The organism is Variovorax restrictus (assembly GCF_051216715.1).
Lineage (GTDB): Bacteria > Pseudomonadota > Gammaproteobacteria > Burkholderiales > Burkholderiaceae_C > Variovorax.
In genome coordinates this window covers 2,602,142-2,621,334 of the sequence record NZ_JBPJZH010000001.1, presented here as the reverse complement: position 1 = coordinate 2,621,334, position 19,193 = coordinate 2,602,142, and the positions used below count along the sequence as shown (strand labels likewise).

Here is a 19,193-nt window from a genome sequence, read left to right as displayed (position 1 = left end):
GTGCAAAAAGTGATTCAAAATCGCATCAGATTTGATGAAGGATGCCCATGCGAACCACCGTAACCATCGACGATGTCCTTTACAAGGAGGCCCTGGCGGTCGCCGAGCCAGGCATGGAAAAGGGCGACCTGTTCCGCGAGGCCATCAAGACCTTCGTGCGGGTGCAATCGGCCAAGCGCCTCGCCGCACTGGGCGGCGCCGAGCCGCAGATGGCGGATGTGCCGCGACGCCGAGAGAGCCGCGAACGGTGAGGCGCGTGCTGGTCGACACCTCCGTCTGGGTGGATCACTTTCGACGCCACAACGATGCGCTCGCCGACCTGCTCGGTCTGGACCGCGTGATGATGCATCCGATGGTTCTCGGCGAACTCGCGTGCGGCACACCGCCATCGCGATCCCGGACCCTGGGCGACCTCGGGCGGCTCGAGCCTGCGCAGCAGGCCAGCGTGCGAGAGGTCGTCGCCTTCGTGGAGCGAGAGCAACTGTTTGGCCTGGGATGCGGGCTGGTCGACATCACGCTGCTCGCATCGACCTTGCTGACCGGGGACGTGGCGCTGTGGACGCTCGACAGGCGACTGGCCGAACTGGCCGGCCGCTTCGGCGTGTTGCACCGGCCGAGCGTGGCGCCATGATTGATGCCTCAAAGACGCAGGGCAGCGGCGCGACGGCCTCCGCACTCCCTCTGGACGCCCAGGGCATCCTCGCGCTCGCCGCGCGCTCGATGTTTCATCTCTTCTCCAGCATCAGCCAGGGCATGTTCCTGGTCGACCGCAGCGGCCGCATCGTGTGGGTGAACGAGGGCTACAAGCGCTTCCTGCCGGCGCTGGGGTTCGCGTCGGTCGACGATTTCGTCGGGCGGCCGGTGGAGGAGGTGATCCACAACACGCAGATGCGCGAGGTGCTCGAGAGCGGCAAGCCGATCCTCATCGACCTGCTGACCAACAAGGCCGGCACCTTCGTCGTCAGCCGCATCCCGCTCCACGCGGAAGTGGCGGGTGCGCAAGGCGACCCGGAACTGGGAGAGGTGATCGGCGCCATCGGCATCGTGCTGTTCGACCATCCCGAAACCACGCTGCAACCGCTCATCAGCAAGTTCGCGATGCTGCAGCGCGACCTCGACGATGCGCGCCGCGAGCTGGCCACGCAGCGCAACCACCCGCTGTGGAAACTGGCCGCGGTCGACGGCCAGCGCCGCGCCAAGCACACCTTCGCCAGCTTCATCGGCAGCAGCCCGGCGGCCGTCGACGTGAAGCGCCATGCGCGCCGCGCCGCGCAGTCGTCTAGCCCGGTCTTGCTGCTGGGCGAGACCGGCACCGGCAAGGAACTGCTGGCGCACGCCATCCATGCCGCATCGACGCGCGCCGACGGCCCTTTCGTGAGCTTGAACATCGCGGCCGTGCCCGACACGCTGCTCGAAGCCGAGTTCTTCGGCTTCGCGCCGGGTGCTTTTACCGGCGCCGACCGCAAGGGGCGCGAAGGCAAGTTCAAGCTGGCCGACGGCGGCACGCTCTTCCTCGACGAGATCGGCGACATGCCGCTCGCCCTGCAATCCAAGCTGCTGCGTGCACTTCAGGAAGGCGAGATCGAGCCGCTGGGCTCGAACAAGGTGGTGCCTTTCGATGCGCGCGTGATCGCGGCGACCTCGCGCGACTTGCCGGCGCTGGTGCGCGACGGGCGCTTCCGCGAAGACCTGTACTACCGCCTCAACGTGCTGCCGCTGCGCGTGCCGCCGCTGCGCGAGCGGCGCAGCGACATCCCGGCGCTGATCGAGGCCTTGGGCGAGGACATGGCCCAGCGCAGCGGCGAGGCCCCGCCGGAGCTCTTGCCCGATGCGCTGGCCCTGCTCGCGGCCCAGCACTGGCGCGGCAACACCCGGGAGCTGCGCAACGTGCTGGAGCAACTGGCGATGCGCAGCGATTCGACACGCATCGATGCGGCCGAGGTGAAGCGCGTGCTGGCCGAAACGGGCCTGGAGCAGATCGCCGCGCCGGAGCCATCGATCCCGGTGGGCGAAGACGCCGACCGAAGCCGTCTTTTGCGCCCCATGGCTGAGCAGATTGCCGAGCTGGAGGCTCGCGCCATCGCCGCGGCGCTCGCCCGCACCGGCGGCAACAAGCTGGCGACGGCGCGGCTGCTCGGCATTTCCCGGGCGACCTTGTACGACCGGATGAACCTCGCCAGCGAGTAGTGCGCCACAAACAAAAACGGCCTCGCAAAAGCGAGGCCGTTTTGGGAGCGGTGAAGCTTACAGGCTGATTTCGGTGATCTTCGCGCCCGACACCGACACGCCGGCCTCGAGGCCCACGTTGGTCAGGACGAAGCCGACGACCGGCTGACGCACGGTGTTGGTGTCGACGGCGCCGTTGGCACCGATGTTGGCGACGGCCACGGTGGCATCGGCACCGGCCGTCCAGCCCTTGCTGTTGCGGAACTTGGCCAGCGATTCCTGCGTGTTGAACACATAGATCACAGCCTTGGACTGAGCGCCAGCCTGGAAGCCGATCGAGCCAGCGGTCGTGCTGTAGTAAGCCTGGGTGCGGCCGCCGGTGCGCAGCGCGCCACGGCCGTATTCGGCACCGACGCCGAGGCTGGCACCGACCACCGATGGGAACACCAGCACGCCGGCGGCCTTACCCACCATTTCGCGGGAGCCGGGGACGGTCTGGTACAGCTTCGACAGGGAAGCGTCGACTTGCGCGTCGATGGAGGTGCGCGACGACGACGACGTGCCGCTGTCACCCGGGCGGGTGGTGGTGCAGCCGGCGAACAGGACGCTGGCCGCAGCGACGGCGGTGATGGTGGCAAGGGTGCGGAACTTTTGCGTGTTCATGATGGGTGTCCTCTTCTCTGAATAAATAGGGTTCCGACCCATGGCCACCGATGCATCTGCGTCGTGCCGTGGATCAGACCGGAACCGATGCTACGTCCGCAAAACGGTCGAAAACTCCAGAGACGGCGGCGGCCTACGCGATGTCAGGCGAAGGAGAGCGCAAGGCAGGCCGCACGTCCTACGCCCTGGAAAACCCTGAACGAAAAGCAGACAAATGCCTGAATTACAGGCACTCAACGTGTCTGCGTTCGAGGCTTTCATCGGGCGCTCAGAGAGAAACCCTTTGCAGATCAACGCTGAACCCGCCTGGCATGGACTGTGCAACATTCAGCCATACACCAACAGGAGACATCCATGATCCAACGTCGCCACATCATCGCGGTCGCAGCCCTGGCCGCCTGCGCTGCTGCACCCGTGCTCGCGCAGTCCAACGAGATCCGCATCGCCCACGTCTACAGCAAGACCGGCGCACTCGAGGCTTACGGCAAGCAGACGCAGACCGGTCTGATGATGGGCCTCGAGTACGCCACCGGCGGCACGATGATGGTCAACGGCAAGAAGCTGGTGGTCATCGAGAAGGACGACCAGGGCAAGCCCGACCTCGGCAAATCGCTGCTGGCGGCCGCGTACTCCGACGACAAGGCCGCGCTGGCCGTCGGCCCGACCGCGTCGGGCGTCGCATTGGCCATGCTGCCGGTCGCCGAGGAGTACAAGAAGGTGCTGATCGTCGAGCCGGCCGTGGCCGATTCGATCACCGGCGACAAGTGGAACAAGTACATCTTCCGCACCGGTCGCAACTCGTCGCAGGACGCGATCAGCAACGCGGTGGCCATCGACAAGGCGGGCGTCACGGTGGCGACGCTGGCCCAGGACAACGCCTTCGGCCGCGACGGCGTGAAGGCCTTCGGCGCGGCGCTGAAGAAAGCCAAGCTGGCCCACGAGGAATACCTGCCGCCGGCCACCACCGACTTCACTGCCGGTGCGCAACGCCTGATCGACAAGCTGAAAGACCAGCCGGGCCGCAAGATCATCTGGATCGTCTGGGCCGGTGCGGGCAACCCCTTCAAGATCGTCGACCTCGATCTGAAGCGCTACGGCATCGAGATCGCGACCGGCGGCAACATCCTGCCCGCCATGGCGGCCTACAAGAGCCTGCCGGGCATGGAAGGCGCGACCTACTATTACTTCGGCATTCCGAAGAACCCGGTGAACGAGGCGCTGGTCTCGGCGCACTACAAGCAGTTCAAGACGCCGCCGGACTTCTTCACCGCGGGCGGTTTCTCGGCGGCGATGGCAGTGGTCACGGCGCTGAAGAAGACGGGCGGCGACACCGGCACCAACAAGCTCATCACGGCCATGGAAGGCATGAGCTTCGACACGCCCAAGGGCACCATGACCTTCCGCAAGGAAGACCACCAGGCGATGCAGTCGATGTACCACTTCAAGATCAAGGTGGACCCGGCCTTCGCGTGGGGCGTGCCTGAGCTCGTGCACGAGATCAAGCCCGAAGAGATGGCCATCCCCATCAAGAACAAGCGCTGATCGCCCGATGCTGGAAACCCGCGGACTCACCATCCGCTTCGGCGGCCACGTGGCCGTCAACGCTGTCTCGTGCGCCTTCGCGCCGGGCACGTTGACGGCCATCGTCGGACCGAACGGGGCGGGCAAGACGACCTACTTCAACCTGATCTCGGGGCAGCTCCGGGCGAGCGAGGGCACGGTGTCGCTCAATGGGCGCGACCTCTCGGGCCTGTCGCCCTCGGCGCGCACGCATGCTGGCCTGGGCCGCGCCTTCCAGCTCACCAACCTGTTCCCGAACCTCACGGTGCTGGAGAACGTGCGCCTTGCGGTGCAGGCGACGCGCGAGGGCGCGCACCGGCGAGGGCTGAACCTGTGGAGCATCTGGAGCGACCATGCGGCGCTGACCGCGCGGGCCGACGAACTGCTCGCGCAGATCAACCTGAAGGCGAAGGAGCACGCGACGGTGGCGAGCCTGCCGCACGGCGATCAGCGCAAGCTCGAAGTGGCGCTGCTGATGGCGCTGGAGCCGCAGGTCTTCATGTTCGACGAGCCGACCGCCGGCATGAACGCGGCGGAGGCGCCGGTCATCCTCGACCTGATCCGACAGCTCAAGCAGGACAAGACGAAGACCATCCTCCTGGTCGAACACAAGATGGACGTGGTGCGCGAACTGGCCGACCGCATCATCGTGCTGCACAACGGCGCGCTGGTGGCCGACGGCGAGCCGGCCGAGGTCATCGCGTCGCCGATCGTGCAAGAGGCTTACCTGGGCGTGGCGAAGGAGGCCGCATGAGCGATGCGCTATTGACACTCGAAGGCGTGCAGACCCACATCGGCGCGTACCACATCCTCCACGGCGTCGACCTCGTCGTGCCCAAGGGGGAGCTCACGATGCTGCTTGGCCGCAATGGCGCGGGCAAGACGACGACGCTGCGGACGATCATGGGCCTGTGGCATGCGTCGCAGGGCAGGGTGCAGTTCGGGGGCAAGGACATCACCGCGCTGCGCACCCCCGACATTGCAGCGCTGGGCATCGCCTATGTGCCGGAAACCATGGGCATCTTCTCGGACCTCACCGTCAAGGAGAACATGCTGCTGGCCGCGCGCGGCGCGAAGAACGCCGACGCCATCGACGACACGCGGCTGAAGTGGATCTTCCAGCTCTTCCCCGCGGTCGAGAAGTTCTGGAACCACCCGGCCGGCAAGCTGTCGGGCGGGCAGAAGCAGATGCTGGCCGTGTCGCGCGCCATCGTCGAGCCGCGCGAGCTGCTCATCATCGACGAGCCCAGCAAGGGTCTTGCGCCCGTGATGATCAACAACATGATCGACGCCTTCGCCCAACTCAAGGCGAGCGGCGTGACCATCCTGCTGGTCGAGCAGAACATCCATTTCGCGCAACGCCTGGGCGACACCGTGGCCGTGATGGACAACGGCCGCGTGGTGCACAGCGGCCCCATGGCCGTGTTCTCGGCGGACGAACAACTGCAGCAGTCGCTGCTGGGGCTGGCCTTATGAAAACTTCCGATCTGGACTGGAAGCCGCTGGCGCTGGTCCCGGTGCTCGCACTCATCGCGCTGCCGCTCACCGGCTCGCTCTCGACCTGGCTCACGCTCACGGTCGCGGGGCTCGCGATGGGGATGATCATCTTCATCATCGCCTCGGGCCTCACGCTGATCTTCGGCCTGATGGACGTGCTGAACTTCGGCCACGGCGTGTTCATCGCGCTGGGCGCCTTCGTCGCGAGCAGCGTGCTCGGGCTGATGGGCGACTGGACGGGCTCGGGCGAGCTGTGGCGCAACCTGGTGGCGGTGTTCCCGGCCATGCTGGTCGCGATGCTCGTGGCCGGTGCGGTCGGCCTGGCCTTCGAGCGCTTCATCGTGCGGCCGGTGTACGGCCAGCACCTGAAGCAGATCCTCATCACCATGGGCGGCATGATCATCGGCGAGGAGCTGATCAAGGTGATCTGGGGCCCGGCGCAAATCCCGCTGCCGCTGCCCGAGGCGCTGCGCGGTTCGGTCCTGCTGGCCGACGCGGCGATCAGCAAGTACCGGCTGCTGGCCGTGGCCGTCGGCCTCGTGGTCTTCGGCCTGCTGGCCTGGACGCTCGGCCGCACCAAGATCGGCCTCTTGATCCGCGCCGGGGTGCAGGACCGCGAGATGGTCGAGTCGCTCGGCTACCGCATCGGCCGGCTCTTCGTCGGCGTGTTCGTGGTGGGCAGCGCGCTGGCGGGCCTGGGCGGCGTGATGTGGGGGCTGTTCCAGCAGAACCTGATCCCGCAGATGGGCGCGCAGGTCAACGTGCTGATCTTCATCGTGATCATCATCGGCGGGCTGGGGTCGACGGGCGGGGCGCTCATCGGCGCGCTGCTGGTCGGGCTGATGACCAACTACATCGGCTTCCTGGTGCCGACGCTCACGCAGTTCGCGAGCATCTTTCTGATGGTGGCGGTGTTGTTGTGGCGTCCTCAAGGGGTCTACCCCGTGGCGAGCAGCCGATGATCAAAAGACTCCTTTCCAACGACATGCCGCGCAGCCGCGTGCTGGCGGTGCTGCTGCTGGCCGTGCTGCTCGGCCTGGCCTTCGCGCCCTTCATCTTTCCGGGCGTCAAGGCGCTCAGCGTGGCGGCCAAGATCTTGGTCTTCATCGTGCTGGTCGCGAGCTTCGATCTGCTGCTGGGCTACACCGGCATCGTGAGCTTCGCGCACACGATGTTCTTCGGAATCGGTGCGTACGGGATCGCGATCTCGGCCAGCCGGCTCGGTGCGGGCTGGGATGCGCTTTTCATCGGCCTGGGCGCTTCATTGATCGTGTCGCTGGTGTTGGCGCTGGCCATCGGGCTGTTCTCGCTGCGCGTGCGCGCGATCTTCTTCGCGATGATCACGCTGGCGGTGGCCTCGGCATTCCAGACGCTGGCCTCGCAGCTGTCGGATTTCACCGGCGGCGAGGACGGCCTGACCTTCAAGCTGCCCGAACTAATCTCGCCGAGCTTCGAGTTCGCCGAGGATCCGTTCCTGGGTGTGTCGCTCGACGGCCGGCTGCTCTGCTACTACCTGCTGTTCGTAATGGCGGTGGTGCTGGTGCTGGCGTTGCTGCGCATCGTGAACTCGCCCTTCGGCCGCGTGCTGCAGGCGATCCGCGAAAACGAGTTCCGTGCCGAGGCCATCGGCTACCGCGTGGTGGTCTACCGCACGACGGCCGCGGTGCTGTCGGCCCTGTTCGCCACGCTGGCCGGCGCGATGCTCGCGATCTGGCTGCGCTACAACGGGCCGGACACGTCGCTGAGCTTCGAGATCATGGTCGACGTGCTGCTGATCGTGGTGATCGGCGGCATGGGCACGATCTACGGTGCGGCCATCGGCGCCGTCTTGTTCGTGATCGCACAGAGTTACCTGCAGGACCTGCTCAAGCTCGGCAGCGAAGCGGCGAGTGGTTTGCCGTGGCTCGCCGCACTGCTGTCGCCCGACCGCTGGCTGCTGTGGCTGGGCGTGCTGTTCGTGCTGTCCGTCTACTACTTCCCGACAGGCATCGTCGGCAAACTCCGGGCGAGGGCCACGCGATGACTCCCACTTCGAACTATGCGCAGCTGCTGGGCCGCGAAATCCACTGGATGGACTGGGGGCCGAAGGAGGGCGCCACCGTCATCGCATGGCATGGCCTGGCACGCACCGGGCGCGACATGGACGAGCTGGCCGATCATCTGGCCGGCCAGGGCTTCCGCGTCATCTGCCCCGACACCCTCGGCCGCGGGCTGAGCCAGTGGAGCCCATTGCCGGACGACGAGTACCAGCTGTCGTTCTACGCTCGCCTCGCCGACGCGCTGTGCGAAGAACTGCAGCTCGACCGCGTGCATTGGGTCGGTACCTCGATGGGCGGCGCCATCGGCACGGTCTGCGCGTCGGGCCTGTTCGCGCCACGCATGAAGGCGCGGATCGCCAGTCTGGTGCTCAACGACAACGCGCCCGAACTCGCGAGCGCGGCCGTCGAACGCATCAAGGCCTACGCCGGCAACCCGCCGGCCTTCGGCACCGTGACCGAGCTCGAAGCCTTCTTCCGCACCGTCTACAAGCCCTACGGCTGGCTCAGCGACGCGCAGTGGCGGCGGCTCACCGAGACCTCGACCCGCCGCCTTCCGGACGGCCGCGTGACACCACACTACGACCCGGCGATGGTCCGGCAGTTCACCGCCCACGACAACGACTATCTGATCTGGAACCACTGGGATGCGATCGACGTGCCGGTGTTGTGCCTGCGCGGTGTCGACTCCGACCTGGTGCTGCCGCAGGCCGTGACCGAGATGCGCTCGCGCGGTCCCGGCGCCGCAGGCCTGTTGAAAGTGATCGAGGTGCCGGGCTGCGGTCACGCCCCGGCGCTCAATGTGCCCGAGCATCTGCTGCCCATCGAGGCGTTCTTTCGCGCGGTTGTAGGTCGTTCGACGTAGGACAGTCGAACTTTGCGCGCGGGGGTGAAGGAACGGGTTGCCGAGGGCGGGGCTGCCACCTAGGATGCGGAAACAATCTTTTCTTGTCCCCCGTGCCCGACTCCTCCCTGGCCGATCCGCCTGCGTCAGCGCTGTTTCACCCTGAAGAGCCCCCCTCGTCGGTCGCGCCGGTGCGTGCGTCGTTCTCGATCGAGCCGCGCGAAAGCGATGGTGCCGAGCGCTGCGCCGCCGATGCACGTCGTGCGCAGGAGGCCCGGGCCGAGGCGATCGATGGCGGCCTGACCCGGCAGTACATGAACGATGCGTTGCAGCGTCACGTCCTGGGGTTGCTGCTGGCCTCGACGATGGCGGCGATGTGCTGGCCCTACGCGCCGTCCGAGGCCGTGCTGCTCTGGCTCGCCTTGGTGCTGATCGGTACCTATGTCCGGCGCCGCTCCGCACGGCATTTCGTCGACACGGTCGATCGCGGCGGCCGGCCGGCACGGGAGGCGTTCCTGGCGCGGCTGGTGCCGTTCTACGTGGCCATGGGCGTGGTCTGGGGATCGTCGTTGCTGCTGTTCGCTGCACGCAGCGAGGGGATCCGGGGGTTCGCGTGCTGGGCCGTCCTGGCGGCGCTGATCTACGGGGCCGCGCAGCGGCTGGCCATCCTGCCCGTCCTGTGGAAGGCGTTCGTGTCGACCTTCTTCCTGTGCGTCCTCTGCTTTTTCGCCTACGCCGCCGTCATGCGTCCGAACGACCCGATGAGCGCGCTGGGCTTCATCCCGCTGTGCCTCGCGCAGTTCTGGTTCCTGCGTCGCCTGTCGATCGACGGGCTGCGCGTCCAGTCGGCGTTGTACGGCGCGCAGTACGACCTGGCCTGCAAGTCGGAGGAGGCCACAGCGGCGGTGGTCGCCAAGAACAAGTTCCTGGCCGCGGCCACCCACGACATGCGCCAGCCGGTGATCGCGATGGGCCTGTACGCCGAGTTCCTGGAGGCCGAGCCGGAAAGCTACAACGAGCTGGCGCCGAAGATCGGCCGTGCCGCGCAGGTCGTGAATCGGCTCTTCGATTCGCTCTTCGACCTGTCCGCCTTCGATGCCGGCCAGGTGCGGCTGGCGGTGGCGCCGGTGTCCGTCGCCGCGGTGATCCGGGCGCTGCAAGAGGAATACGAGCCGCTCGCGGCTGCCAAGGGTCTGACCCTGCGCGTGCGGGTGCGAGACGCCGTGCTCCAGACCGACGAGGTCCGGCTCAAGCGGATGATCGGGAACGTTCTGTCGAATGCGATCAAGTACACCCTGCCGGGCCGAAAGGTGCTGCTGGCCGTGCGGCCCGCCGGCGACAAGGTGCGGGTGGAGGTCTGGGACCAGGGCATCGGCATCCCGGCCCGGCAGATCGACAAGGTTTTCCAGGAATTCTTCCGCGCGGACGGTGGCAGCCAGCTTGCGCCGGATGGCCTGGGCATCGGTCTGGCCCTGGTGGCGCGGCTGGCCGACGCGCTGCGCGCGCATGTCTCGATCGACTCCGTCGAGGGGCGCGGCACCCGCGTGTCGCTCACCCTGAGCGACGTCGAAGCCGAGCCGTCACGACGCGTTCAGCTGTCGACGGCTTCGGGTTGAAGGCCGTCGTTGCGGCGGCTCTTGGCGATCAGCCGGGCCATCATGTCGGCCGCCATCTGAAGACGCTTCAGGTCGCGTTGGGACAAGGCGTCGTTCGGCGCCGAACTGAAGCAGCACGCCGTGCCGTAGATCGCCCCGTCGGGCAGCACGATCGGCACGCTCAGGTGGGCGCCGATCGGCACTGCGGTTTCGGGCAGTTCCCGGAAGTTGGGCAGCTTGCGCACGTCGGTGACAAGTTGTGGCAATCGGCCATCCACCACGCGCTGGCAGAAGCTGCGCTCCAGCGCGTCTGAACTGCCCTCGGCGCTCTGCCAGTACGGGTCGTCCGCCTCGACCCGCCAAAGAAACCGGTGGCCATCACGGAAGTGCGAGGCGAAGGCCACTTCCATGGCCAGATGCTCGCGCATGAGCTTGAGCACCTCGCGCACCGACCGGTCGACGCGCGCGTGGTCCATGTCGGCCGTCACGACGGCGACTTGCTGCAGCTCTCTTTCGAAAGTGGTGTCCATCGGTTCGCGTTCTCCAGAAAGGTCAGCGCTTCTTCGCGCCGAAGATGCCCCCCAGCACGCCGCGCAGGATCTCCTTGCCGACATTGGTGCCCACGGTACGCACCGCCGATTTCGCCATGGTCTGCACCAGGCCGTCGCGCTTGCCGCCGCGCGGGCCGGTCGAGCCGAACAGCAGGTCGTTGAGGAAGCCGCCTTCGGCGGGTGCACCCGGCTTGGCGCTGCCGCCCTTGCCGATCGTCGTGGCCGGCGCGTCGGGCGCATCGGGTGCGCTCTCGGCCCGGCCTTTGAGCTTTTCATAGGCCGACTCGCGGTCGACCGTCTTCTCGTAGACGCCGGCCACCAGCGAATTCGTGATGAGCTGCTGGCGCTGCGCCGGCGTGATCGGGCCGAGCTGGCTGCCCGGCGGCAGGACGAACACGCGTTCCGTGATGCTCGGTCGGCCCTTGGCATCGAGGAAGCTCACCAGCGCCTCGCCCACGGCCAGTTCGGTGATGGCGGCCTCGATGTCCAGCCCCGGCTTCGGACGCATGGTGGTGGCAGTGGCCTTGACCGCTTTCTGGTCGCGCGGGGTGAAGGCACGCAGCGCGTGCTGCACCCGGTTGCCCAGCTGCGCGAGCACCGTGTCGGGAATGTCCAGCGGGTTCTGCGTGACGAAGAACACGCCCACGCCCTTGGACCGAACGAGTCGCACGACCAGCTCGATGCGCTCGACCAGCGCCTTGGGCGCGTCCTTGAACAGCAGGTGGGCCTCGTCGAAAAAGAACACCAGCTTGGGCTGGTCGGGGTCGCCGATCTCGGGCAGCTGCTCGAACAGCTCCGACAGCATCCACAGCAGGAAGGTCGCGTACAGCCGCGGCGAGTTCATCAGCTTGTCGGCGGTGAGGATGTTGATGACCCCCTTGCCGCCAACCGTCTGCATGAAGTCCTGGATGTTGAGCATCGGCTCGCCGAAGAACTTGTCCCCGCCCTGGCTCTCGATCTGCAGCAGGCCGCGCTGGATGGCGCCCACGCTGGCGGCACTGATGTTGCCGTATTCGGTGGTGAACTGGCTCGCGTTGTCGCCCACGTGCTGCAGCATGGCGCGCAGGTCCTTCAGGTCGAGCAGCAGCAGGCCACTGTCGTCCGCCACCTTGAAGACCAGGTTCAACACGCCGGCCTGGGTCTCGTTGAGGTCGAGCATGCGGCCCAGCAGCAGCGGGCCCATGTCGGAGACGGTGGCTCGCACCGGGTGGCCCTGTTCGCCGAACACGTCCCACAGCGTGACCGGGCAGGCGAGGGGGGCGGGCGCCTCGATGCCGCGTTCCTTCAGCGTCGCGGCCAGCTTGCCACCGATCTGGCCAGCCTGGCTGATGCCCGTGAGGTCGCCCTTCACGTCGGCCATGAATACCGGCACGCCGATGCCAGAGAGCTGCTCGGCGAGGGTCTGCAGCGTCACCGTCTTGCCGGTGCCGGTGGCCCCGGTGATGAGGCCGTGGCGGTTGGTCAGGTTCGGCAGCAGGAAGCACTCGGTCGCGTCGTGGCGGGCGATGAGCAGAGGGTCGGCCATGGGGGCTCCGGGAACATGTCGAAGGCGGCAGTCTATCCAAGACCCCCTCCTATAATTCGCGGCCTCAGGCACACGTTTCGTGAAAAAGTTCCAGGAGTTCCTTTGTCATCGACCACCCCCACCCCTCTTTCCGCCGATGGCGCCAGCGCTGAACAATCGCCGCTCGAACTCGAACTCGCCACCTTGCTGGTCGAATCCCTGAATCTCGAGGTGGCCCCCGCCGAGGTCGACCCGAACGCGCCGCTGTATGGCGAGGGCCTCGGCCTCGACTCCATCGACATCCTGGAAGTGGCCCTCGAAGTCTCGCGCCGCTATGGCTTCCAGCTGCGCTCGGACGACGAACGCAACCAGCAGATTTTTCAATCGCTGCGCACCCTCGCGACCCACGTTGCGGCGAACCGCACGACTGCTTGAAGTGGAACGCCCCCGAAGCGCCTGCGGCGCCTGAAGCCCAGATGTCGCGATGGCGCCTGGCGCTCCTGCTGCTGGCAGGGGCGGCGTATGCGGGCCTGTCTCACTGGCTGATGCTGTTCCACCCGCACGCCCCGTGGGCGATGGCGGTGCTGCTCGGTCCGCTGTGGCTCACGGCGCTCGGTCTGGGCGGCTCGCGCTTCGGCGGTTGGGGCCTCGCCGGTGCCACGCTGGCGGGCGTGCTCGTCTTCGTCGTGCTGTGGCGTGGCGCGGCCGGCGACCCCAACCGGCTGTACGTGCTGCAGCACGTCGGCATCAACGGCGTGCTGGCCTGCTGGTTCGGCGGCACCCTGCGTGGCGGGCAGCTGTCGCTCATCGGCCAGTTCGCGCAGCGCGTGCATCCACTGGGCCCGGGCATGCCGGAATACACGCGGCAGGTCACTTGGGTCTGGACGATCTACTTCGCGCTCACTGCGCTGGTCTCCATTCCCGTCTACCTCTGGCTGCCGTTCTCGGCCTGGTCGCTGCTGGCCAACGTGCTCAGCCCGGTGATGGTGGTCGTGCTGTTCGTGGGCGAGCACCTGGTGCGCTACCGCCTGCACCCCGAGTTCGAGCGCACCCGCATGATCGATGCGGTGCGCGCCTTCTATGGCGCGTCTTCGGCCGCGCCGACGACCAAGCGCTGATGCGATGACCACGGAATTGCGCATGCCGAACGATGTTTCCCTCCTTCCTCTGCTGGCCGCGCGCGACCTCAATGCGCCGTTCGCCTGGCGCGCCGGCGTGCCGGTGTCGGGCCGCAGCTTCCTGGCCGACGTGGCGCGACAGGCCGAGCGCATGCCGTCCGCAGGGCCGGTGCTGAACCTCTGCAACGACCGCTACGCCTTCACGGTGGCGCTCGGCGCGGCGCTGCTGCGCGGTCAGGCCAGCCTGCTGCCGCCCGATGCACGGCCCGAGACGATGGCACGGTTGACGGCCGAGCACGGAAAGCTCACCGCCGTCACCGACGAGCCCTCGCTCGAAACGCCAGGGCTCGACCGCGTGATGGTCGAGGTCGGTGCCACGGCGGCGGCTGCTTCAAACGACGTCCCCGCCATCGACGGCCGCCTGCACGCGGTCAGCCTGCTCACCTCCGGCTCGACCGGCGTGCCGCAGCCGCATGCCAAGACCTGGCAGACGCTGGTGGGCGATGCTGCTGCTGCCGTCGCGCGGCTGGCGCAACTGCTCGATCGCCCATCGCTCGCGGGGCTGACGCTGGTCGGCACGGTGCCGGTGCAGCACAGCTACGGTCTCGAATCCACTGCCTTGCTGGCGCTGGTCGGCGGCGCGGCCTTCGACAGCGGCCGGCCGTTCTTCCCGGCCGACATCGTGGCCGCGCTGGCCGCGGTGCCGCGCCCGCGCGCACTGGTCACCACGCCCTTCCACCTGAAGACGCTGCTGCTCGCCGGCATCGAGATTCCCCCGGTCGATCTGATCCTCTCGGCCACCGCGCCGCTGTCGCCACAGCTCGCCGCCCAGGCCGAGCAGGCCACCGGCGGCATGCTCATCGAGATCTACGGCAGCACCGAGTCGGGCCAGGTCGCGACGCGCCGGCCGACGCAGAGCGAGGTGTGGGAGACCTTCGGCGAGATCCGCGTCACCGCGCAGCCGGGCGCCGACGGCACCGAGCAGTTCGTCTTCGCCGGCGACTTCATCCCCCAGCCCACGCCCATGGCCGACGTGCTGGAGCTGTTGGACGACCGGCGCTTTCGCCTGTTCGGCCGGGCCAACGACCTGATCCACGTGGCCGGCAAGCGCAGCTCGCTCGGCCACCTCAACTACCACCTCAATAGCATTCCTGGCGTGGACGACGGTGCCTTCTGGCTGCCCGACGACGTCAGCGACGGCGTGGTTCGGCCGGTGGCCTTCGTGGTCGCGCCGACGCTCGGCGCGGGCGAGGTGGTCGCGGCCCTGCGCGCGCGGCTCGAATCCGTCTTCGTGCCGCGGCGGGTGGTGCATGTGCCGTCGCTGCCGCGCGAGGGCACCGGCAAGCTCACCGTGCGCGCGCTGCGCGAGTTCGCGCTGTCGCAGCTGGCCGCCGATGACACGCCGGTGCAGGTGACGCACGAGATCCCTGCGGACCACCCCGTCTTCGCCGGCCACTTCCCGGGCCAGCCGCTGGTGCCGGGCGCGCTGCTGGTGTCGGAGGTGATGGAGGTGATGCGCCGCGTGCCTGCCATGGCCGCGCGGCTGGGTGCGCATCCCACGCTGGCGGCGGCCAAGTTCCTGTCGCCGGTGCGCCCCGGCGCGGCCATCGACATCGCGCTGCATCCCGAGACGGGCGCGGCACGCGGCGTGCGCTTCGAGGTGCGCTGCGGCGACGTGGTGGCCGCGAGCGGTAGATGGACGCCGTCGGGCGAACGCTGATGGCCGCGGCACACGACGCAGGCACCGAGGCGGCTTCCGACAAGGCGCCCGACGCCGCCGCATGGGCGCATCGTCCCGAGCGCAGCAACATGCTGGCGCTGCGCTTCATCTGCTGGCTGGCGCTGACCTGTGGACGGCGCGTCACGCGGTTGATCCTGCACCCGATCTGCCTGTACTTCCTGCTGTTCGACCCCACGCCGCGTCGCCACATCAAGCGCTACCTGTTGCGCGCGATCGGGCCGCGGGCCGGCTGGGGCGACGGCTACCGGCTGCTGCATGCCTTCGCGTCGACCGTGCTCGACCGGGTGTACTTCCTGCGCGGCCGCATGGACCTGTTCGACGTGCGCATCAGCGGCCAGGCCCCGGTCGAGGCCGAGGTGGTGTCCGGCCGCGGCGCCTTCCTGCTGGGCGCGCACGTCGGCAGCTTCGAGGCGATGGGCGCCTGCCGGCAGCACAGCAGCGACCACGGCGCGTTGCGCCTGGCGATGCTGATGTTCACCGACAACGCGCAGCGCATCTCGAGCATCCTCGAGACCATCGCGCTGCCCGAACTGCGCCCGACCATCATCGCGCTGGGTCGCCCGCATTCGATGCTGTCGCTGCGCGACTGGCTCGACGGCGGTGGCCTGGGCGGCATGCTGGCCGACCGCACGCTGCCGGGCACCGAGGACATGGGCCAGCGCAGCAACAACCTCACGCTGTCCTTTCTGGGGCATCCCGCGGTGTTCAACGACGGTCCCTTCCGTCTGGCCGCGCTGCTGCGCCGCAAGGTGTTCTTCATGGCGGGGCTCTATGTGGGCGGCGCCCGCTACGATGTCCGCTTCGAGCCGCTGGCCGATTTCAGCGAGCGGCTGACCGACCCCGTGCAGCGGGAACAACGCATCCGCGCGGCGGTCGAAGCCTACGTGGCGCGCCTGGAGGCGCTGTGCCGCGAACATCCCTACAACTGGTTCAACTTCCATGATTTCTGGCTTGAAGACACGCATTGAGGCACGCATCGAGCGCGGGCTGCGGCCCGCGCGCTGGGCCCTGGTCGCGGTGCTGTGCGCCGCTGCGCCAGCCTGGGCGCTGGACCTGAACGAGCTGATGGGCCTGCTGGCCAAACAGAAGCAGGGCGAAGCCAACTTCACCGAGCAGCGCTATGTGCGGGGCTTCGACGGCCCGCTGGCCGCCAGCGGCACGCTGAGCTTCACCGCGCCCGACCAGCTGGTGCGGCGCACCCTGTCGCCCCGGCCCGAGACGATGGCGGTCGACGGCAACAACCTCACGCTGTCGCGCAGCGGCCGAAGCCGCAGCATGACGCTCGACAGCATGCCGGAGCTGCAGGGCATGGTCGAAGCCATGCGCGCCACGCTCGCGGGCAACACGCAGGTGCTGCAGCGCTACTTCACCAGCACCGTCGGCGGCAACGCCAGCGACTGGACGCTCGACCTCGCACCGATCGATGCGCGCCTGGCGTCGCAGGTCGCGATGCTGCGGCTGAGCGGCAAGGCCGGCGAGGTGCTGGGCGTGGAGATGGAGTTCCGCGGCGGTGACCGGTCGGTCATGACGATCTCGCCGAAGCGATGAGCGTTCTGCACGCCGGGCCGAGTAGGGGCCGTCGCACGCTGGTGCTCCTGCTGTGGCTGGCCGCGGTGCTGGCCGGTGTCGCGGTAATTTCGCGCACGCAATTCAGCGCCGACCTGTCGGCCTTCCTGCCGGCCAGCCCTGATGCGCGCCAGCGTGTGCTGATCGAGCAACTGCAGAGCGGCGTCGCCTCGCGCACGCTGATGGTCGGCCTTGAAGGCGGCAAGGACGCCGCGCAGCGTGCCGACGTGTCGCGCGCGCTTGGCAAGGCGATGCGTGCCAGCGGGCTGTACGAGCAGGTGCAGAACGGCGATCACAGCGAGTGGCAGGAAGCTGGCACCTTCGTCTTCGACCGGCGCTACCAGCTGTCGCCGGGCGTGACGCCGGAGCGCTTTTCCGTCGACGGCCTGCGCGATGCCATCACCGACACGGTGTCGATGCTCGGCACGCCGGCCGGCAACCTGGTTCGCCCGCTGTTCGAGCGCGACCCGACCGGCGAAACCCAGCGCATCGCCGAAGGGCTGATCCCCGCGACCTCGCCGCGCACCGAGGAGGGCGTGTGGGCGTCGCGCACCGCGCCGCGCGCGATGCTGCTGGCGACCACCAAGGCCTCGGGCAGCGACCTCGATGCGCAGGCGGCGGCCATCACCCGCATCGAAACCGAATACGCCAAGGCGACGCAGGGCCTCGGCGCCGAGGCCCCCAAGCTTCAGCTGAGCGGCGCGCCGGTGTTCTCGGTGCAGAGCCGCGACAAGATAAAGGGCGAGGCGATGCACCTCGCGATCGTCGGTGCGATCGTGATGGGTTGTTTGCTGCTGGCGGCTTTCGCATCGCCCAAGGCGCTGGTGATCGCGCTGTTGCCCGTGCTGACCGGCGTGGTGGCAGGCACGGCCGCGGTCGCGCTGGTGTTCGGCTCGGTGCACGGCCTCACGATGGGTTTCGGCAGCACGCTGATCGGCGAGACGGTCGACTACGCCATCTATTACCTGATCCAGGCGCGCGGCGCCGCGGTACCCGGCACGGGTTGGCAACGCTGGCGCGACCTGAACTGGCCGACCGTGCGTCTCGGCCTGCTCACGTCGGTGTGCGGTTTCGCGGCGCTGGTGTTCTCGGGCTTCCCGGGCCTGGCGCAGCTCGGCGTGTTCTCCATCGCCGGCCTGGTGGCCGCCGCGCTGGTCACGCGCCACGGGCTGCCGATGCTGGCGCCCGACGGCGCCACCGGCCTGGGCATGCGCCGCCACATGGCGCGCGCGGCGAGCGGCATCGTGCAGGCCATGCCGCGGCTGCGCGTCGCTTTCGTCGTGGCGGGCGTCGTAGCGGTAGCGCTGATGGCCTGGCAGGGCGGGGCGCTGTGGCGCGCCAGCCTCTCGTCGATGAGCCCGATCTCCAAGGCCTCGCAAGAACTCGACGCCTCGCTGCGCGCGGACATCGGCGCCAGCGACGGCGGCACGCTGGTGGTCATCCAGGCGGCCGACGAGCAGGCCACGCTGCGGATCACCGAGGCCGCGGGGCAGCGGCTCGATGCGATGGTCGAGCAGGGCCAGCTGAGCGGCTACGAAACCGTCACCCGCATGCTGCCGAGCGTCGCCGCGCAGCAGGCCCGCATTGCGAGCCTGCCCGACGCCGCCACGCTGCGCACGCGCGTGGCCGAGGCGACGCAAGGCATGCCCCTGGCGCCCGAGCGGCTCGACCCCTTCGTCGCCTCCGTCGAGGCTGCGCGCAAGCTCGCCCCCATCACGCGCGAAGAACTGGCCGCGGGGCCGATGGCGCCGGTGGTGCGCGCCTTGATGTTCGAGCGCCCGGGCGGCGGCTGGTCGTCGCTGATCGCGCTGCACACGACCGACCGGTTCGACAAGGCCCAACTGGTCGCTGCGCTGGCACCGCTGCCGGAGGTGCAGGTGGTCGACATCGGCGCCGAGCTCGGCAGCCTCTATGACCGCTACCTGAAGGAAGCCTTTGCGCAGGTGATGCTGGGCGCGCTGGCGGTGGTCGTCCTGCTGGGCCTGTACCTGCGCTCGCTGCGCCGGCTGGTGGCCGTGTGCCAGCCGCTGCTTCTGGCGGTGGTGCTCACGCTGGGCGGCATGGCGGCGCTGCAGGTGCCGCTGGGCATCCTGCACCTGGTCGGGCTGCTGCTGATCGTGGCGGTTGGCTCGAACTACGCGCTGTTCTTCGACCAGCTGCAGGAGACCGGCCGCGCCGACGAGGACACGCTGGCCTCGCTGATGCTGGCCAACCTGACGACGGTCGTGTCCTTCGGGCTGATCGCGATCTCGGACATCCCCGCGCTCTCGGCCATCGGCCGCGTGGTGGCGCCCGGCGCGCTGCTGGCCTTGCTGTTGTCGGCGGCTTTTGCCAAGCGGCGCGCGGCCTGAG

General features: G+C 68.4%; 19 protein-coding genes. 16 read left to right on the top strand and 3 right to left on the bottom strand.

Features of this window, described 5'->3' with window-relative positions; translation table 11 throughout:
• Positions 1–47: 47 nt before the first annotated feature.
• From ACSFA0_RS12390 to ACSFA0_RS12380, 3 genes are read left to right on the top strand one after another with little or no spacing between them, the layout of a single operon-like run.
• Positions 48–251, top strand: a complete 204-nt coding sequence (locus tag ACSFA0_RS12390; RefSeq protein WP_435450469.1) for a type II toxin-antitoxin system VapB family antitoxin — start codon at positions 48–50, stop codon at positions 249–251.
• Positions 248–631, top strand: coding sequence for a type II toxin-antitoxin system VapC family toxin (locus ACSFA0_RS12385; RefSeq protein WP_435450468.1), 384 nt, complete (start codon positions 248–250; stop codon positions 629–631). Before ACSFA0_RS12390 ends, ACSFA0_RS12385 begins: the two co-directional genes overlap by 4 nt.
• The gene (locus ACSFA0_RS12380) at positions 628–2,187 is read left to right on the top strand and encodes a sigma-54 interaction domain-containing protein (RefSeq protein WP_435450467.1); all 1,560 of its coding nucleotides are present in this window, start codon (positions 628–630) and stop codon (positions 2,185–2,187) included. Before ACSFA0_RS12385 ends, ACSFA0_RS12380 begins: the two co-directional genes overlap by 4 nt.
• A 57-nt stretch (positions 2,188–2,244) precedes the next feature.
• Here the strand turns inward: ACSFA0_RS12380 and ACSFA0_RS12375 are convergent, their stop codons facing one another.
• Complete coding sequence (locus tag ACSFA0_RS12375; RefSeq protein ID WP_435450466.1) at positions 2,245–2,829, bottom strand: BPSL1445 family SYLF domain-containing lipoprotein; 585 nt, start codon at positions 2,827–2,829, stop codon at positions 2,245–2,247.
• Positions 2,830–3,183: 354 nt separating this feature from the next.
• Here ACSFA0_RS12375 and ACSFA0_RS12370 point away from each other — a divergent pair, with 354 nt between their 5' ends.
• The 7 genes from ACSFA0_RS12370 to ACSFA0_RS12340 all read left to right on the top strand — a co-directional run bounded on the left by ACSFA0_RS12370 (position 3,184) and on the right by ACSFA0_RS12340 (position 10,382).
• Entirely contained in the window at positions 3,184–4,371 is a 1,188-nt protein-coding gene (locus tag ACSFA0_RS12370) for a substrate-binding domain-containing protein (protein WP_435450465.1), read from the top strand.
• 7 nt (positions 4,372–4,378) lie between these two features.
• Entirely contained in the window at positions 4,379–5,143 is a 765-nt protein-coding gene (locus ACSFA0_RS12365; protein ID WP_435450464.1) for an ABC transporter ATP-binding protein, read from the top strand.
• Positions 5,140–5,865, top strand: coding sequence for an ABC transporter ATP-binding protein (locus tag ACSFA0_RS12360; RefSeq protein ID WP_435450463.1), 726 nt, complete (start codon positions 5,140–5,142; stop codon positions 5,863–5,865). Before ACSFA0_RS12365 ends, ACSFA0_RS12360 begins: the two co-directional genes overlap by 4 nt.
• Entirely contained in the window at positions 5,862–6,848 is a 987-nt protein-coding gene (locus tag ACSFA0_RS12355; protein WP_435450462.1) for a branched-chain amino acid ABC transporter permease, read from the top strand. Before ACSFA0_RS12360 ends, ACSFA0_RS12355 begins: the two co-directional genes overlap by 4 nt.
• On the top strand, positions 6,845–7,909 hold the full coding sequence (locus ACSFA0_RS12350) for a branched-chain amino acid ABC transporter permease (protein WP_435450461.1): 1,065 nt from the start codon (positions 6,845–6,847) through the stop codon (positions 7,907–7,909). Before ACSFA0_RS12355 ends, ACSFA0_RS12350 begins: the two co-directional genes overlap by 4 nt.
• The gene (locus ACSFA0_RS12345) at positions 7,906–8,787 is read left to right on the top strand and encodes an alpha/beta fold hydrolase (protein ID WP_435450460.1); all 882 of its coding nucleotides are present in this window, start codon (positions 7,906–7,908) and stop codon (positions 8,785–8,787) included. Before ACSFA0_RS12350 ends, ACSFA0_RS12345 begins: the two co-directional genes overlap by 4 nt.
• 92 nt (positions 8,788–8,879) lie before the next feature.
• Entirely contained in the window at positions 8,880–10,382 is a 1,503-nt protein-coding gene (locus tag ACSFA0_RS12340) for a sensor histidine kinase (RefSeq protein WP_435450964.1), read from the top strand.
• Here the strand turns inward: ACSFA0_RS12340 and ACSFA0_RS12335 are convergent.
• Both ACSFA0_RS12335 and ACSFA0_RS12330 read right to left on the bottom strand, forming a co-directional pair.
• Complete coding sequence (locus ACSFA0_RS12335; RefSeq protein ID WP_435450459.1) at positions 10,358–10,891, bottom strand: GAF domain-containing protein; 534 nt, start codon at positions 10,889–10,891, stop codon at positions 10,358–10,360. The genes ACSFA0_RS12340 and ACSFA0_RS12335 overlap by 25 nt on opposite strands.
• 22 nt (positions 10,892–10,913) lie before the next feature.
• On the bottom strand, positions 10,914–12,437 hold the full coding sequence (locus tag ACSFA0_RS12330) for a helicase HerA-like domain-containing protein (RefSeq protein WP_435450458.1): 1,524 nt from the start codon (positions 12,435–12,437) through the stop codon (positions 10,914–10,916).
• Positions 12,438–12,539: 102 nt separating this feature from the next.
• On the opposite strand from ACSFA0_RS12330, the gene ACSFA0_RS12325 reads away from it, so the two are divergent.
• Genes ACSFA0_RS12325 through ACSFA0_RS12300 form a run of 6 tightly spaced genes read left to right on the top strand, consistent with a single transcriptional unit; the run spans position 12,540 to position 19,192 of the window.
• Complete coding sequence (locus ACSFA0_RS12325) at positions 12,540–12,851, top strand: phosphopantetheine-binding protein (protein ID WP_435450457.1); 312 nt, start codon at positions 12,540–12,542, stop codon at positions 12,849–12,851.
• Positions 12,852–12,892: 41 nt separating this feature from the next.
• A complete protein-coding gene (locus ACSFA0_RS12320; RefSeq protein WP_435450456.1) occupies positions 12,893–13,534 on the top strand; it encodes a COG4648 family protein in 642 nt (213 codons plus the stop codon).
• A gap of 22 nt (positions 13,535–13,556) precedes the next feature.
• Positions 13,557–15,254: an ApeI family dehydratase gene (locus ACSFA0_RS12315; protein WP_435450455.1), complete on the top strand. Its 1,698-nt coding sequence runs from the start codon at positions 13,557–13,559 to the stop codon at positions 15,252–15,254.
• Positions 15,254–16,243, top strand: coding sequence for an acyl-CoA synthetase (locus ACSFA0_RS12310; protein ID WP_435450454.1), 990 nt, complete (start codon positions 15,254–15,256; stop codon positions 16,241–16,243). Before ACSFA0_RS12315 ends, ACSFA0_RS12310 begins: the two co-directional genes overlap by 1 nt.
• Complete coding sequence (locus ACSFA0_RS12305) at positions 16,227–16,823, top strand: LolA-related protein (protein WP_435450453.1); 597 nt, start codon at positions 16,227–16,229, stop codon at positions 16,821–16,823. Before ACSFA0_RS12310 ends, ACSFA0_RS12305 begins: the two co-directional genes overlap by 17 nt.
• Positions 16,820–19,192, top strand: a complete 2,373-nt coding sequence (locus ACSFA0_RS12300) for an MMPL family transporter (RefSeq protein WP_435450452.1) — start codon at positions 16,820–16,822, stop codon at positions 19,190–19,192. Before ACSFA0_RS12305 ends, ACSFA0_RS12300 begins: the two co-directional genes overlap by 4 nt.
• Position 19,193 lies beyond the last annotated feature (1 nt).

What these genes read in the sequence shown, in the direction of transcription:
- ACSFA0_RS12390 (WP_435450469.1), top strand. Translation starts at nt 48, where the DNA reads ATGCGAACCACCGTAACCATCGACGATGTCCTTTACAAGGAGGCCCTG.
- ACSFA0_RS12380 (WP_435450467.1), top strand. Translation starts at nt 628, where the DNA reads ATGATTGATGCCTCAAAGACGCAGGGCAGCGGCGCGACGGCCTCCGCA.
- ACSFA0_RS12375 (WP_435450466.1), bottom strand. Translation starts at nt 2,829, where the DNA reads ATGAACACGCAAAAGTTCCGCACCCTTGCCACCATCACCGCCGTCGCT.
- ACSFA0_RS12370 (WP_435450465.1), top strand. Translation starts at nt 3,184, where the DNA reads ATGATCCAACGTCGCCACATCATCGCGGTCGCAGCCCTGGCCGCCTGC.
- ACSFA0_RS12365 (WP_435450464.1), top strand. Translation starts at nt 4,379, where the DNA reads ATGCTGGAAACCCGCGGACTCACCATCCGCTTCGGCGGCCACGTGGCC.
- ACSFA0_RS12360 (WP_435450463.1), top strand. Translation starts at nt 5,140, where the DNA reads ATGAGCGATGCGCTATTGACACTCGAAGGCGTGCAGACCCACATCGGC.
- ACSFA0_RS12355 (WP_435450462.1), top strand. Translation starts at nt 5,862, where the DNA reads ATGAAAACTTCCGATCTGGACTGGAAGCCGCTGGCGCTGGTCCCGGTG.
- ACSFA0_RS12350 (WP_435450461.1), top strand. Translation starts at nt 6,845, where the DNA reads ATGATCAAAAGACTCCTTTCCAACGACATGCCGCGCAGCCGCGTGCTG.
- ACSFA0_RS12345 (WP_435450460.1), top strand. Translation starts at nt 7,906, where the DNA reads ATGACTCCCACTTCGAACTATGCGCAGCTGCTGGGCCGCGAAATCCAC.
- ACSFA0_RS12335 (WP_435450459.1), bottom strand. Translation starts at nt 10,891, where the DNA reads ATGGACACCACTTTCGAAAGAGAGCTGCAGCAAGTCGCCGTCGTGACG.
- ACSFA0_RS12330 (WP_435450458.1), bottom strand. Translation starts at nt 12,437, where the DNA reads ATGGCCGACCCTCTGCTCATCGCCCGCCACGACGCGACCGAGTGCTTC.
- ACSFA0_RS12320 (WP_435450456.1), top strand. Translation starts at nt 12,893, where the DNA reads ATGTCGCGATGGCGCCTGGCGCTCCTGCTGCTGGCAGGGGCGGCGTAT.
- ACSFA0_RS12315 (WP_435450455.1), top strand. Translation starts at nt 13,557, where the DNA reads ATGCCGAACGATGTTTCCCTCCTTCCTCTGCTGGCCGCGCGCGACCTC.
- ACSFA0_RS12310 (WP_435450454.1), top strand. Translation starts at nt 15,254, where the DNA reads ATGGCCGCGGCACACGACGCAGGCACCGAGGCGGCTTCCGACAAGGCG.
- ACSFA0_RS12300 (WP_435450452.1), top strand. Translation starts at nt 16,820, where the DNA reads ATGAGCGTTCTGCACGCCGGGCCGAGTAGGGGCCGTCGCACGCTGGTG.